The sequence below is a fragment of the Paenibacillus diazotrophicus genome, assembly GCF_042610465.1.
In genome coordinates, this window is record NZ_JBGJZN010000008.1 from 31213 (window position 1) to 46239 (window position 15027).

At 51.7% G+C, this 15027-nt stretch carries 15 protein-coding genes; 6 read left to right on the forward strand and 9 right to left on the reverse strand.

From position 1 onward, the window contains the following. Positions 1-56 precede the first annotated feature (56 nt). The gene (locus ACAN54_RS24620; RefSeq protein ID WP_379161681.1) at positions 57-899 is read right to left on the reverse strand and encodes a sugar phosphate isomerase/epimerase family protein; all 843 of its coding nucleotides are present in this window, start codon (positions 897-899) and stop codon (positions 57-59) included. A gap of 92 nt (positions 900-991) precedes the next feature. Continuing rightward, complete coding sequence (locus ACAN54_RS24625; RefSeq protein ID WP_379161683.1) at positions 992-1870, reverse strand: LysR family transcriptional regulator; 879 nt, start codon at positions 1868-1870, stop codon at positions 992-994. A gap of 161 nt (positions 1871-2031) precedes the next feature. Here ACAN54_RS24625 and ACAN54_RS24630 point away from each other — a divergent pair, with 161 nt between their 5' ends. Then, positions 2032-2871 carry an SDR family NAD(P)-dependent oxidoreductase gene (locus ACAN54_RS24630; RefSeq protein ID WP_379161685.1) on the forward strand — a complete coding sequence of 280 codons (840 nt, stop codon included), beginning with the start codon at positions 2032-2034 and terminating at the stop codon, positions 2869-2871. 274 nt (positions 2872-3145) lie between these two features. Here ACAN54_RS24630 and ACAN54_RS24635 read toward each other — a convergent pair whose 3' ends face one another. The 5 genes from ACAN54_RS24635 to ACAN54_RS24655 form a co-directional block, all read right to left on the reverse strand. Next, positions 3146-3871, reverse strand: coding sequence for a rhamnogalacturonan acetylesterase (locus tag ACAN54_RS24635; protein WP_379161687.1), 726 nt, complete (start codon positions 3869-3871; stop codon positions 3146-3148). Positions 3872-3888: 17 nt separating this feature from the next. Next, entirely contained in the window at positions 3889-5304 is a 1416-nt protein-coding gene (gene uxaC, locus ACAN54_RS24640) for a glucuronate isomerase (protein WP_379161689.1), read from the reverse strand. 39 nt (positions 5305-5343) lie between these two features. Beyond that, entirely contained in the window at positions 5344-6831 is a 1488-nt protein-coding gene (locus ACAN54_RS24645; protein ID WP_379161691.1) for a UxaA family hydrolase, read from the reverse strand. A gap of 27 nt (positions 6832-6858) precedes the next feature. Then, positions 6859-8280 (reverse strand): tagaturonate reductase, encoded by a 1422-nt coding sequence (locus ACAN54_RS24650; RefSeq protein ID WP_379161693.1) that lies wholly within the window; start codon positions 8278-8280, stop codon positions 6859-6861. 273 nt (positions 8281-8553) lie between these two features. Continuing rightward, positions 8554-9552, reverse strand: coding sequence for a LacI family DNA-binding transcriptional regulator (locus ACAN54_RS24655; protein ID WP_379161695.1), 999 nt, complete (start codon positions 9550-9552; stop codon positions 8554-8556). Positions 9553-9831: 279 nt separating this feature from the next. Between ACAN54_RS24655 and ACAN54_RS24660 the strand changes: the two genes are divergently transcribed. Both ACAN54_RS24660 and ACAN54_RS24665 read left to right on the forward strand, forming a co-directional pair. Beyond that, complete coding sequence (locus tag ACAN54_RS24660) at positions 9832-10803, forward strand: pectinesterase family protein (RefSeq protein WP_379161696.1); 972 nt, start codon at positions 9832-9834, stop codon at positions 10801-10803. Next, on the forward strand, positions 10796-12583 hold the full coding sequence (locus ACAN54_RS24665; RefSeq protein WP_379161698.1) for an ABC transporter ATP-binding protein: 1788 nt from the start codon (positions 10796-10798) through the stop codon (positions 12581-12583). Before ACAN54_RS24660 ends, ACAN54_RS24665 begins: the two co-directional genes overlap by 8 nt. A gap of 80 nt (positions 12584-12663) precedes the next feature. Here the strand turns inward: ACAN54_RS24665 and ACAN54_RS24670 are convergent, their stop codons facing one another. Then, positions 12664-12861, reverse strand: a complete 198-nt coding sequence (locus ACAN54_RS24670) for a hypothetical protein (protein ID WP_379161700.1) — start codon at positions 12859-12861, stop codon at positions 12664-12666. A 167-nt stretch (positions 12862-13028) separates the two neighbouring features. Continuing rightward, the gene (locus ACAN54_RS24675) at positions 13029-13247 is read right to left on the reverse strand and encodes a hypothetical protein (protein WP_020428986.1); all 219 of its coding nucleotides are present in this window, start codon (positions 13245-13247) and stop codon (positions 13029-13031) included. Positions 13248-13399: 152 nt separating this feature from the next. Here ACAN54_RS24675 and ACAN54_RS24680 point away from each other — a divergent pair, with 152 nt between their 5' ends. Genes ACAN54_RS24680 through ACAN54_RS24690 form a run of 3 tightly spaced genes read left to right on the forward strand, consistent with a single transcriptional unit; the run spans position 13400 to position 15025 of the window. Beyond that, positions 13400-13756, forward strand: coding sequence for a DUF3139 domain-containing protein (locus tag ACAN54_RS24680; protein WP_379161703.1), 357 nt, complete (start codon positions 13400-13402; stop codon positions 13754-13756). 20 nt (positions 13757-13776) lie between these two features. Then, the gene (locus ACAN54_RS24685; protein ID WP_379161706.1) at positions 13777-14307 is read left to right on the forward strand and encodes a hypothetical protein; all 531 of its coding nucleotides are present in this window, start codon (positions 13777-13779) and stop codon (positions 14305-14307) included. A 43-nt stretch (positions 14308-14350) separates the two neighbouring features. After that, positions 14351-15025 carry a hypothetical protein gene (locus ACAN54_RS24690; RefSeq protein ID WP_379161709.1) on the forward strand — a complete coding sequence of 225 codons (675 nt, stop codon included), beginning with the start codon at positions 14351-14353 and terminating at the stop codon, positions 15023-15025. The last annotated feature ends 2 nt before the right edge of the window (positions 15026-15027 follow it).

Consider the following 15027-nt stretch of genomic DNA (forward strand, 5'->3'; position numbering starts at 1 on the left):
TTTGCCTAAGGATAATGTAGCTGCTGGCTATTTTCTATTGAGGTTTATTTCTCCGTTCATACTTCGTCATACAGCCTCCGTAGAAAATCCGTGCTCTCCTGCACATATTCCTCAGGCGTGCTTTCCAGGATTCCCTGAATATGCGGCCGCTTATATTTCATGTAATGGAGCAGCGGAGCAAAGTTCAGCAGGCCTTGGCCGGCAGGCAGAATCACGATCTGACCGTCCCTGACGGTGAAATCCTTCAAGTGGATGACGGCAATACGGTCGCCGAGCAGCTCCAACGCTTCTGCTATTACAGTATCCTGCTGCTGGTAATTGTCCACGGTCATCAGATTGGCGCAATCGAGTATAATCTGCAGATTATTAGAAGGAACCAATGTGAGCAGACGCCGTGCAAGCTGTGCAGTATGGATCGGGTGATTGATCCCCGCTTCAATGCCCACGGTTACCCCGAAGTGTTCGGCTTCCTCTACCATGGCCTTCACAGAAGTTACAACCTGCTGAAAGGCTTCCTCCGTAAAATTAGCCGGTGTGTATCCTCTGCCCACACTTCCGGTTTCCGTTCCGACCAGACTGGCACCGAAATCCCGGGCCAGCCGGAGCTGGGTACTAAATGCATCAAGGGCCAATGTTCTACGGGCGGGGTCGGGATCGACGATATTGACGTAGCAGCCGAGCACGGCAATACGTATTCCAGCCTGCCTGAAGGCATCGCCATAAAAGGCAGCGGTACCGGGACTCAGACTGGATAGCGAGGGAACACTCTCCGGGAACGATTTGTGTACAGCGAACTGAATGTGTGTGAAATGGTGCTGCCCGAGCTTGGCGGTCTGCTCTGTCAGAGGCAGTTGGCCAAAGTCATGGGCGCGTATGCCCAGATGAAGCGGTGCAGTCATGATATACCCTCCTGCTTATTATTAAACAAAGTATTAGACTGCCGCTGTTATTAAACTTATGTTCTCCGTTAATACCTTAGTTAAACAATACCTTACATTTCTTTTATGATTTCTAAGAATTGACCGACTTCCTTGGATGGATGTAATGGAAATATTAAACCATATGGAACTGCGAAATCTAAATCACCAGGGATCGTCACCAAGGATGGATGGATATCTGCCCAAGCCTCCAATGTCAGCATTACCGTATTACTTTCCTCGCAGCGATTAAACACATCAAGATCATAGAGACGCGGAACATCCTTAATTTGTATTTGAGGATGTTTCATTTTCAGGAAATCACGTATGTCATGAATGACGGCACTATTCCCACCATTCACTAGAGCCAATCTTTCCCCATACAAATCTTTGACAAAAAGTGTTTTTCTTGAAGCCAGCCTGTGTTGCCGGGATACGGCAAAACAAACACGGTAACTCCCCAGTTCATGCACACGGTAGTAATTCTTCAGGTTATCTGTAAGAAATGGCCCCGCAATGATATCGAGCGATTGGCCAATCATGTGGTAAGTGGTTGGTAGAGTATGTGCGTCTTCGAAATGAACGATGTTTATGCCGAATTGAGGGTGTAGGTCGCTAATTCCATTCCACAAATCAATCAAAATCTTACAGGGGTTAAGCATAGAAGTACCCACCCGAATAATATACCGATTGGCCTGTGCGGAGTGATGCATGCGGATAAGAGATTCTTGAAAATACTGCAGCATATATTCCGCATCTTTGATAAAAGCTGTTCCTGCCTTTGTGAGGCTGACACCGTGGTTGGTACGGATAAAAAGTGGGATTCCGGTTTGCTCCTCCAATAAATTCATTTGTTTCATCACAGCTGTTGAAGAAATAAAAAGCTTTTCGGCTGCCTTAGAAAAGCTTCCGGACTCCACCACTTGAACAAACGTCTTCAGTTGCTCAATCATTCAGGCAGACTCCTCCTTTTGCATAAACCATAAGTTAATACCATGCTAACTTATTTGATATTCCGTATCAAGCTGCTAAGCCGTAACATTATAGAAGAACAAAAGAGAAAATAGAAACTTTAAAAATACTACACACAGGAACTGTATTGGAGGAGAATACTATGGAAAACAAAGTCTGGTTCATTACAGGAGCCTCTCGCGGATTAGGGCGCATTTGGGCGGAGGCTGCACTCTCCCGCGGGGATAAGGTTGCCGCGACCGCTCGAACACCGGAAAGCATCGCCGATCTTAAGGAACGTTTTGGAGACGCTGTTCTCCCCCTAGCGCTCGATGTAACAGATTCCCAGCAGGTCGGGCATGCCGTTCAGCAGGCTCATGCGCATTTCGGCAGGTTGGACGTCGTCCTGAATAATGCTGGTTACACACTGGTTGGCACGACTGAGGAGGCTGACGAATCCGACATCCGCGAACTATTTGACACCAATTACTTTGGTACGCTTCGTGTCATCCAAGCAGCCCTGCCTCTGCTTCGACTACAGGGCAGCGGGCACATTCTCGGTGTCTCAAGTGGCATGGGGCTTGTTGCGGTGCCGCTCATCGGCTTCTATTGCGCGTCCAAATGGGCAGTCGAAGCATTGCACGATAGCCTCGCTCAAGAGGTTAAAAGCTTCGGCATTAAGGTCACGTTGCTCGAGCTGGGCGCCTTTGCAACTGACTTTGGAAGTCCTCTGTCCATGAAGACATCACAGGGATTGGAAGTCTACGCTGAACTTCGAAATCGGGTGTCCGTTAGTTTATCGACAGAAGAACGAGGCGATCCGAATGCGACGGTCGAAGCGATTCTCCAAATCATTGACGCCGAGGACCCACCTCTGCGGTTTGCGGTCGGCGCAGGGGTCTTGCCTTTGGTGCGCGGAGTCTATGCTGATCGTTTAGCCACTTGGGAAACATGGGAAGCTGTTTCGAACGGAGCGCAAGGAACGCCAATAAGCCACCGTTAGATTTGGAATTAGCAAAAGGTAAAGAAACAGGGGGCAGCTGCCCACAAGGCAGTCTGTCCCCTGTTTTTTGCAATGCTTTCAGCTGAGCCGATACGTAGACTTCAATTCAACTCTTCTCCCGTTAGATTAATGCAGCGCCCAGTCAAATACTTTATTTTCTTTACGCAGTACGACGTAATTTTGCAAGCTCTCCGTAAATTGTAGAACCCCAAGCCGCAAGCTGTCCGCTTGCGGCTTGGGGTTACATAAAACCCTTCTATGTCCGCTGCGAGACTTATAACAGGGAACTGGCCTCAGCCGTCTTAAGCCCCGGCCGCCGCAGATATACACCCAAGGCAGTCAGCTCTGGGGACTGCCGGATCGCCTCGGCGACCCGTTCAGCCACACGGGCAGCGCCTTCTTTGGAGAAGTGCGTGTCATCCGTGACACCCTCCGGATAGTTCGGATGAGCGTTCGCGGGCAGATGCATGAATAGCTGCCGCGAGCCTTCTTCTCCCAGCACGCGGTATAGCTGCTGGGAGGAAGCGAAGATATCAAGCAGCGGTGTACCGGTCTGTGCCGCAACCTCGCGCATCGCTTCCGGGTACAGCCCGACGGCCAGCGGATCGGGCTCGCCGCCTGAGGTAAACCGGCGGCGGCTGACCGAGGTTAGCAGAACAGGGTATCCGCCGCGGCTGCGGGCAAAATCAATGAACGTGAGCAGATTCTGGCGGTATTCGGTTTCGGGATCGGTGTAGCGGGCGGGGTCTTCCATCTTCTGATCATTATGTCCGAATTGGATTAGCAGATAGTCGCCGGACCGGAAGTCCTTGCCGATATCCTCCAGCCGGCCTTCTGCCAGAAAAGAGCGGGTACTTCGCCCGTTCACCGCACGGTTGTCTACAGTAATCTCAGGGCCAAAATGTACGTGAAAGAATTCCCCCCAGCCTGTCATCGGTTTCTCACCTCCGCTTTTCTGAGCGGCGGTAGAATCACCTGCAATATACAGCGTAGGCATCATAGACTTTCCTTCCGGATTCAAGAGTGTACAGCACTGCGTGCATCGAAACCGAAGTATCCTGCGGCATTGCTGTAGGAGATTCCTTCTACCAGCTGTCCCAGCAGCGCCTGATCATCCGGTGCTTCACCGCGCTCTGCCAGTTCTCCCAGCAGCTCGCAAAGGACACGCCGGAAATACTCGTGGCGCGTGTAAGACAGAAAGCTGCGCGAGTCGGTCAGCATGCCGACGAAATTACCCAACAGGCTGTTGTCGGCAAGCAGGGTCAATTGGCGGCGCATCCCGTCGCGGGTATCGTTGTACCACCAGCCGGAGCCAAGCTGAAGCTTGCCAGCGGTGTCTTTTTGATAGCAGCCCATTAGAGCCAGCAGGACCGGGTAGTCTCCCGGATTCAGCGAATAAAGGATGGTCTTCGGTAATCCCTTGCCGCATTCGGCCCGGTCCAGCAACTTCGAGAGGGCCTCAGCCAAAGAAAGATCGTTAATTCCATCGTAGCCCGTATCCGGTCCCAGGCGGTTGAACATCGGTGTGTTATTGTTGCGGAAGGCGTGCAGGTGAAGCTGCATGGTCCAATTGTGGTCATGGTACATTCCGATCAGTGCCGATAGAAGCTCTGTGCGGTAGATAGTGATCTCTTCTTGCGACAACACCGCACCTTCGATACGTTTGGTGAAAATCCGCTCCAGCTGTGAGGCATCACCAGCGGCTTGATAACGCAGCACGTCGAGTGCATGGTCAGACAACCGGCAGCCATTATCATGGAAAAAGTCCACACGGTTCCGCAACGCTTCGACCAGTGAGTTATAGGTGGCTACCGGAGCTCCGGCTGCTGCTTCCAGCCGGGCCAGCCAAGCCGGGAATCCTTCGGCATCAATATTCAGCGCTTTGTCGGGACGGAAGGTCGGGAAGACCTGAAAGTCTTGCTCCGACTCCTTCAGCAGCCGGTGATATTCCAGCGAATCTGCCGGGTCATCCGTAGTGCAGATGATTTTGACATTCGAATTCCGGATCAGACTCCGCCGGGTAAAGGCAGGTTCAGCCAGCTTGCGGTTCACTTCCTCCCAGATGGCAGGAGCGGAAGCTTCGTTCAGCAGTTCATTAATCCCGAAGAATCGGCGCAATTCCAGATGGGTCCAGCTGTATAGCGGGTTGCCGATTGCTTTTGGAAGCGTCCGGGCCCAGGCCAGGAACTTGTCATAATCCGAAGCATCCCCGGTAATATGAGATTCTGGAATTCCGTTGGCCCGCATAAGCCGCCATTTGTAATGATCTCCGGCCAGCCAGGCTTCGGTCAGGTTGCGGAACGCCTTATCTTCATAGATCTCCTTCGGATCAAGGTGGCAGTGGTAATCGATAATCGGCATGGTTTTGGCATGATTATGGAAGAGCTTACGCGCCGTATCGCTGGTCAATAGAAAATCGTCATTTAAAAACATTAAGATTCTCCCTTTGCTTGGATTGGATTAGGATAGGATTTATAGCGTAACTCCGGTTTTGAAAATCGCCAGCTCGCGTACTTCATTCTGCTCGTTGCGCGTTTTTTGGCCGCTCGCCACATCGATGATATAAGCGATAAATTCCTCCAACACCTCAGCCATCGGGCGTTCCAGCAACGGTCCGGCATTGAAGTCCATCCAGTGACCTTTTTTGGCGAAAAGATCATTATTAGTCGCCACCTTGACTGTCGGCACAAAGCTGCCGAACGGTGTTCCCCGGCCGGTTGTGAAGAGTACGAGCTGGCAGTCCGATGCGGCAAGGGCGGAGGCAGCCACCAGATCGTTGCCCGGAGCCTGCAGAAGACTTAGGCCTTTGCGGCGCAGCTTCACGCCGTAATCCAGCACGTCCACAACAGGCGAGCTGCCGGCCTTCTGGGTGCAGCCCAGCGATTTATCTTCCAGCGTACTGATTCCGCCAGCCTTGTTGCCGGGGGAGGGATTCTCATACACTGGTTCCCCGTAAGAGAGGAAATACTGCTTGAAATTGTTAATCAGGGAGACGATATCCTCATAGACCTCGCGGTTCTCCGCACGGGCCATGAGCATTTTCTCGGCGCCGAACATTTCTGGGACCTCAGTCAGTACGGAGGTTCCGCCCTGAGAGATGATGAAATCCGAGAAGGCGCCAAGCAGCGGATTGGCGGTAATGCCGGAGAATCCGTCGGAGCCGCCGCATTTCAGCCCGATGTTCAGCTCGCTGAGCGGAACCGGCTCACGGACATCATTTTTGGCCGCCTCGTACAGCTCTTCGAGCAATAGGAGGCCTGCCTCCACCTCGTCGCCCACCTCCTGGGCAACGAGGAATTTGACCCGGCTCTTGTCATAGTCGCCCAGCATGCTGCGGAACTCGGAGACAATATTGTTCTCACATCCGAGACCAAAGACTAACACGCCCCCGGCATTTGGGTGATTCACGGCATCCAGCAGGATGCTGCGGGTCATGCGGTGGTCATCGCCCAGCTGAGAGCAGCCGTAAGGGTGCTTCAGAACGGTAAAATTATCAAAGCCGCCCAGATCCGGATGTTCTGTCTTGAATTCCTGCAGCATCTGTTCGGCAATGCCGTTCACACAGCCGACTGTGGGAATGATGAACAGATCATTACGGATACCCACTTTGCCGTTTGCCCGGCGGTAGCCCTGAAAGGTCAGATCACGTTTTGGATAAATAACTGGGTGCAGTTCGGGCTGATATTCATATTCTTCTTCTCCCGACAGATTGGTCTTGATATTATGCGTATGAATCCAGTCACCTGTCCGGATCGCTTCGATCGCATGCCCGATAGGGTAGCCGTATTTAGTAATAACATCGTTCTCGGCGAAGTCGGTTAAGGCAATTTTGTGGCCCTGCGGAATATCCTGGGCAGCCTTCAGGTAGAGTCCTTCAAAAGAGATCTCTTCACCAGAAGTAATCGGGCGCAACGCTACGGCTACCGTATCACGGGGATTCATTTTCATTAGATGTTTCATGGTGTTCCTCCTAAAGGGAATGGATAATCAGGCTTCAGTACTTATCATCTGCAGCAGTGCGTCACGGATGTCAGAGCTTTGGAGCTGGTGCAGCTGGGCTTCAACTGCCTCGGTCAGGCCCGCTATCAGAGTCAGATCCTGGCCCCACAGGCTGTCATCCTTAAGAATCGTTGCGGTGAATGTGGAAGGGGTGCTCCAGGCCTGATCGAATACCGCCAGCACTTCAGCACTGTCCTGACGCTTCACGCGGTCTCCCCTGTAGCTGAGCAGCAGCGCGGCGAAGGCAAGGGTAATCAGCGGCGGCAACTGGCTGCGTTCCTGCTGATACCGAAGGAGCACAGGAAGGAGGCGGGTCTTGAATTTGGAGATGCTGTTCAGAGATATCGAAGCCAGCTCATGGCGGATGAAAGGATTCTTGAACCGCTCAAGCACGGCATCTGCGTAAGAGAGCAACTCCTCTTCAGGAAGATCAAGCATAGGAATAAGCTCCTCATCCAAAAGCCCGCGCACATAGCGGTAGAACATGTCATCGTTCATCACATCTTCGACGGTTTCGAGCCCGGCCATCATGGCAAGGGGAACCATAGCCGTATGCGGGCCATTTAGAAGATGAACCTTCCGTTCACGGTAGTGCGTCATGTCGTCTGTAACGATTACATTAAGCCCGGCTTTGGCCAGCGGCAGCCGTTCAGAGAGCCATGAAGGGCCTTCAATAACCCAGAACAGGAACGGCTCTGCGGTTACCATCAGCTTGTCGGCGTACCCAAGCTCCGTTTCCAGCTCTGTCGCCTTATCGCGTGGATAACCTGGGACAATGCGGTCCACCAGACTGCAGCAGAAGGTGTTCTCTGCACTGAGCCACTGCAGGAAGGCTTCACCCAGATTCCACTCCGCGGCGTATTGCCGCACAATTTGCTCCAGCTTTTCGCCATTGCGGTCAATCAGCTCGCAGGGGATGATCACGAAGCCCTTTTTGCCGAGCTCAAACCGCCGGTGCAGCAGAGCGGTCAGCTTGGCAGGGAAACTTGCAGGCGGCGCATCCTCCAACTTGTCTCCAGCGTGATAGGCGATGCCTGCTTCTGTTGTATTGGAGGTAATGAATTCGATTTCATCATTCTCGGCCAGAGCCAGATATGCCTCATAATCGCTGTACGGATTGATCACCCGGCTGACGGTGGTGATAATCTCGTGCGAATTGACAGGCTGCTGCTGCATGATGCCGTTCAGCAGTACCGTGTAGAGATTATCCTGTTCGGCCATAAGTCCGCCAAGTCCCTCTCCGATAGGCACAACAACTGCAGCACTTCCGTTAAACAGGCCTTGTTTGTTCATCTGCAGCAGCTGCCAGTCTACAAAAGCCCGCATGAAATTCCCTTCCCCAAATTGGATCATCCGTTCCGGATATTGCGGCAGACCGGGATGCGTGGTTCTGGATAAACGCTGTGTCATAAGTGTTCAATACTCTCCTTTATAATGTATTGGAATGATGCACACGTGAACATTTTATTTAAAAAAAGAGAGTCTCTTTTTTTAACCGGATGTAGCTGGGAATTGCATGCTTTGGCGGAGGATCCATAACAGCGAACAGCGAGATCTGCGGACCCTCTGTCATAGCATTTAGTTCTACTTTTTTCCACTTCAATAGAGTCACTCTTGAACCGCTCTGCCAGCTGGCTGCACATGGAATCTTGCTTGTTACCGCCCCTGCTTAACGGTTCATGACTACTGCAGTTCAGCAACAGTCTGGCGGGTGACTAACGCAGTCTTCACGAATAGCTGCTGGGGTTTTGTCTCCGGCTGCTGAAGCAGCTGGACCAGCATTTTGGTGCCGAGCTCGCTGATCTCTGTAATGGGTTTGCGGACCGTAGTGAGGGCTGGATTCGTGTACCGGGAGAACATAATATCATCGAATCCAATGAGAGAAATCTGCCCTGGAATATCGGCCTTGTGAGCGTAGCAGGCGTTCATCGCACCAATTGCCATGTCGTCATTGGAGCAGAACACCGCTGTCGGCGGATCTTCTAGCAGGAGCAGAGTAGTCATAGCCGCATAGCCGCTCTCGATGCTATAGTCACCAGCCGCAAAATAATTCGAGTTCAGCGGAAGGCGATTGGCGATCAAGCTGTCCATGAAACCCTGTTTGCGCTCGCTCGATGATTTGAATCCAGGTTTGCCTTCGATAATGGCGAATTTCTGGTGTCCTTGCCGGACAGAATAGTCAATGGCTTCCTTCACGCCTTCACGGTCGTTGGCCACCACGTTCATAATGCCGGGATCTTCAAGCTGGCGGTTCAGCACGACCAGTGGAATCCCCATCTTCTTCACATGATAGATGAAGGCATTATCCTCATCGCTCTGGCTCATGACCAGAATGCCATCGAAGCGCTGCGGCTGAATATTCCCGAAGTTGTGTACGCCGTCAATGCCGTTGACCGTCAGGTTGAAGTTCTCATCCAGGATGTGGCTGATTCCTTTGATCGCATCGACCAGGAAGCTGGCCGAGGTCCCCTGCTCAATGCTGGAGAAGAATAGACCGATGGTGAAGGATCTTTTGGTCACCAGGCTCTTGGCGCTGTAATTGGGCACATAGTTCATTTCTGCAGCGATTTTTTCGATTTTGTCCCGGGTGACTTTCTTGATCAGCGGGCTGCCGTTCAGCGCTCGGGAAACGGTGGTATGGGAGACGCCGGCGACACGTGCAATGTCTTTGATGGTGATCATAATATCTCTCCGGGTAAATAGAATTGTTAACGATTTCAGTGTACGATCTACACACGGTCAAGTCAAGGAATTATTAAAATGCACACGTTAAAATTTTTATGGCAGTTTACCGCATCTGGCGCTATAATCTATTTGCTTGCCCATAGCCGGGCATTGAGGGTGGGCGATCGCTCCAGTATTTCTGAATGCGCTTTCCTTGAGGTCTAGGGAGAACACGAGTCCATGCGCGTTTATGTGCCGGGCCTGTCAACGAAGCCGATTGATAAGGAGGAAGAATAGATGCTGGTAGGAAAAGAAGATTTCTGCGATTTTCATACCATTCAGGAAGCTGTACACGCGTTGGAATCTCAGCCGGAGGATGAAGAACAGACGCTGTATATTTTGTCAGGTGTATATGAGGAGGCGGTAAGAATATACCGTTCCCATTTGCGGATTATTGGTATAGGAGACGTGGAAATAACCATGAACCGGTATGCCAAGGAACTGGACGCTGCAGGAGAAGAGATTACCACCTTTGCCACTCCGACGCTTTTTCTCGGGGGAAGCCGCTTGGTGGTGGAGAATCTGACGGTTGCCAATACGGCCGGGCAGGGAACAGACATTGGGCAGGCAGTGGCGGTATACGCCCATTGTGATGAGACGGTCTTCCGTAACTGCACATTTAAGGGTTATCAGGATACCCTGTTTACGGGACCGCTACCTCCAGCTACGAAGGATGGAAAACCCTTCGGAGGCATCCCCTTGAAGGAGCGCCACGAACGCTGCCGCCAGCTCTATACCCATTGCTATATTGAGGGAACAGTGGATTTTATTTTTGGCGGAGCGGCGGCCTATTTTGAACATTGTGAAATCCGCAGTCTGCCGCATTACGGCCAGGGTGAAGGATATATAACGGCGGCATCCACGCCTGAGGGGCAGGAATACGGTTATATTTTCAGTGAGTGCTTCTTAACGGCTGATCCGGGCGTTACTGGAGTCTACCTCGGACGGCCTTGGCGCGGGTTCGCCCGGACTGAACTGGTGAATTGCCGCTACGGCGGACATATCGATCCCCGGGGCTGGGATAACTGGAACAATCCGCGTCATGAAGGGACAGTCCGTTACTGCGAATATGGCTTGGCGGGTGATGATCCCTTGCGGAAGCAGCGTGCAGCTTGGGCACGGTTGCCTGATGTAAATGTGAAGGCACCGGGTAAATCTCAGATTTTTGCCGGCACGGATTTTTGGAAGAGGGAGGGAATCCATGGTTAGGACAGCAGAGACTTTACCCGACTTCGAAGCCCTGTTCATGGAGGGCGGGATGCAGCAGGAGCGGCCTTTTCATATGCTGCTGAGGCTGTACAGCGGGATGCGGCTGAATCTGCTGGTCTCCTTGTTGTTCTATATTTTTAAGCATGCACCGACCTGGGTCATCCCCGTCATTACTGCCGATATCATCAATCACCTTAGCAGCAGCAAGAACGGAAGTTTGCACTGGTTATGGATGGATATGATCATTGTCGCTGTTGTGATTCTGCAAAATATCCCTTCTGCTTATATTCATGTGAGCTTTATGAGCAGATCCTCACGCCAAGTGGAAGCAGGGCTCCGGGGGACGCTGATCCGCAAGCTTCAGCATTTGTCGATGACCTACCACAGTGATCTGAGAGCCGGACGTCTTCAGTCCAAGGTTCTTCGTGATGTGGAGGCCATTGAGACGCTGTCCAAGCAAATGATGTATTCCTTCATGCCTGCGGTGACGAATGTACTGATTGCGATTACGATTACCGCCTTCAAAAGCCTGCAGGTCACTTTGTTTTTTGTACTGGTGATTCCGTTCGGAGTGCTGCTGATTACCTTTTTTCGCGGGAAAATCCGCAGCCGGAACCGCGAATTCCGCCGCCAGATCGAGAGCATGTCCGGTCAGGTAGCGGAGACGGTGGAGATGATTCCCGTGATCCGGGCGCATGGACTGGAAGAGGTGGAGATCTGCAAGGTGGATCTGACGCTGTCGGAGCTGAAGGGCAAGGGATACCGCCTGGATATTACGGAAGCTTTGTTCGGAGCGTCCAGCTGGGTGGTGTTCACTTTGTTTCAGCTGATGTGCCTCGGGTTTACTTGCATTCTGGCTTACAGAGGAACGATTCAGGTCGGTGATGTTGTGATGTATCAGGGCTTTTTCTCCACGATACTCGCTTCGATCAACAGTCTGCTGGCCGTGTATCCGCAATTTGCCCGGGGCTTCGAGTCAATGCATTCTATCGCGGAGGTTCTGACCTCCACCCAGGTTGAGGAGTACCAGGGAAATACAGAAGTGACTTCCTTTCAGGGGACGTATGAATTCAAAAGTGTGCAGTTTCATTACAAGGATTCGGATAAGCATGTACTGAAAGATTTCAGTCTGAACGTACAGGCTGGAGAGTGCATTGCCTTAGTAGGGGAGTCGGGAGCAGGCAAATCTACGGTGCTTAATCTGGTTGTTGGCTTTTACCGGCCGACTGGCGGAAGAATTCTGGTAGATGGGCATCCGATGGATGAGCTGGAGATGCGGATGTACCGGCAAAAGCTCGCGGTGGTTCCCCAGAGCACCTTGCTCTTCTCTGGCACCATCCGCAGCAATATCACCTTTGGTCTTACTGATGTTCCGGAAGAGCGGCTGCTGGAAGTGGTGCGTATGGCCAATCTGGAGGATGTTATTGCCCAGATGCCGCAAGGTTTGGATACGCTGATTGGTGAGCATGGCGGCAAATTATCCGGCGGGCAACGTCAGCGGATTGCCATCGCCCGGGCAATGATCCGTGATCCCGAGATTATTCTGCTGGATGAGGCGACATCGGCCTTGGACAACATCTCCGAATTCATTGTACAAAAAGCAATGCGGGAGCTGATCCGTGGACGGACCACCTTTATCGTGGCCCACAGGCTGTCAACCATCCGGGATGCAGACCGCATTGTGGTGATGAAGGATGGTCAGGTGGCCGAGGTCGGCACGTTCGAAGAACTGATGAGCTGCCGGGGTGCATTCTACGAGCTGAAGCAGATGCAGGGCTGATCACACTTGCCGCGGGGCCTGTATACTCAATAAAAGCGGACACATGCTCCCTGCCATGTGTCCGCTTTTTCAGTAAAAATTTACTCGTCCTTGAGTGTATCCTTCTTACTGGATTCCTTGGGAGAATCTCCAGTAAGCGTCTCTTGCACATTATCCATAATGCCTCCGACGATTGTCTCCAGGTTGTCTGTAGATGCCGGCTTTCCGGGTCTGCTAGCATCAGGAATCTGAACAAAACCGGGGGTTCGTTTGTCTTCGAATTTCTCTTTGTCACTCATGCTTCTCATTCCTTTCCATGCTTCTGAAGTTAGGGTATGTCCATAAGGCCCGTCTTATGTAACGAGTAAACCATATGGGCAGATCTGAACCAGGAATAGAGGGAGCTGAGCTTTTCAATTGAAGAAAACAGGGCTTTATGATTGGGGTCAAATGTAATAAATTGGGGTTAGGCTTTGTTATGCTGGAATTTGGTGATTTCCCGGTCATAATGGGATACACTGCCGTCAAATCTTTTGAGGCGCACGTAGTCTTCGGCAAATTTCTCTACGATTCCGATACCGACCTGGGAATACATCCCGTCAGGATCCAGCTGTAACGCGGACACATAGGTCTGCGACAGTGCGGCGACAAAAAAATCAACATTTTTAACAAGTGTCTGTGGCATGGGGACATTCCTCCGTTCGTTCGCTTTAGCGCGGCCTGCTGCCAAAAGCTTTTTATCTATAATACGACAGCCTTAGCATTTTGAAAACAAGATTTAAATTGCAATATTTGTGAAAGTAACGCTTGGTTTTCAAATGAAGGAGGAAGAAATGGTTGAGCGCTGCAATAAAGACACTTGTCATTTCACTGACCGTTTTGGGACTGCTCCTCGTGCTGACTCCCATAGTTTATGTAAGGGTCGGCACCATTGTCTATGCCCACAGGGTGATAACCTACCTGACTGAAGAAATGGGCTATGCCCGGGATGAAATCGCTTCGGTAAAAGGGGAATGGACCATAAAGGCACCTCCGTTTGCTGTGCGTGTCAGGTTTAGAGATGAGCCTGAGGTAGAGTATACTTATTTTGCACACGACGGGGTGGTACAATTCAGCTGCGAGATTTGCCGGAAAGGCTTGGACCAAGGAGTCACGGAGAAGAATCTGAAGCATTACGTTCCTCTGGATGAATGACAAGAATAGGTGGTAACAGCATGGAAAATAACACCGAACAAGCCAGGGAGCTGTTCACCCGTTATCTGGGTAGCCCTATACAAATGCACCGTGAAGGTGTGCTGCAGCAGTACAAGCAGTTCGAAGTCGGCAAAGAAACAGAACAGCTATGGGCAGAAGATCTGACTGCAGGATATCTGCAGCAGCTGTCGATCCGCGACTGGGAGGCGGTGGCTGCGCTCGAAGCACTTTCCAAGCAATATCCGAATCCTGTAATCGTGGAAAAGACCGTTGCGTTCGCTTCACGTAATCTAATGAGCGCAGACAGTATTGTCAGGCTGCTGTTCGCCGAAAACTTGGTTGGCATTATCCGCTCCCATAAAAAAGTATTGTCCCGCGAGCAACTGTTCAGCGCCTGCCGGGCTGCCGCAGAGCTGCTGCAATCCGTCGCCGGGCAGCCGCTGGTGGCCGATCCAGGCCATGAGCTGGAGCACCTGGGTCTCAAAGATAAACGGGGGCTGAACAGCAGAGCGAAGAGGGGCATCGATGAAGTGGAAGCGTTATTGAACTGAAGAATTTCTGGCAGGTAGGAGCAAATTTTATGGAGGAATGAAGATGAGATTGCTGGTCTCTCAGCCAGTCCACGAAGCTGGTTTGTTGAAGTTGCATGAAGAATTGCGGCAGTGGTCCGCGCATTACGATGCAGTACTCTACCCCGAAGGATATGTGACGGATCAGGACGGTGTTCAGACCCTTCGCACTCTTGCCAGGCAGTACAGCAAGCTGATAATTACCAGCTATAAAGATGAGAATAACAAGGACCGGGCGTTAATGATCGGTCCCGGCGGAGAGATTCTGCTCGAAAGGGCGAAGTCTCCGATGCAAGGGGGGCTGTATGCTCCTTCCGTGGTTGACGCCTTAGGGATTCAGATCGGTTATCTGCTGTGTGTGGAGATTTTGCAGGGTCTGAGCGGGCTTGCGGGGCAAGCCGAATCTCTGGATTTCATAGCCCATCCGATTGGAGTGGGGATGTTCAGTGAGGAACAGTTTGCCTTGTGGACAGAAGAAGCCGCACGAATTGCACTGAGATATAAATGTCCTATCGTCGGAACCAGTCATGCTGATGGCTCTTACCGGAACTGTGGAGTGTCTATTCCTATTTCCTACTGTATAGATGCAAACGGCCAACCGCTATACATTTCCAAGGCCGACACAAGAAGCCGCATTGTGGATTTGAAAAGCGGTGGTGTTGTGGTTGCGGGAGCAGACGGGCTGGTAGCGACAGTATGAGG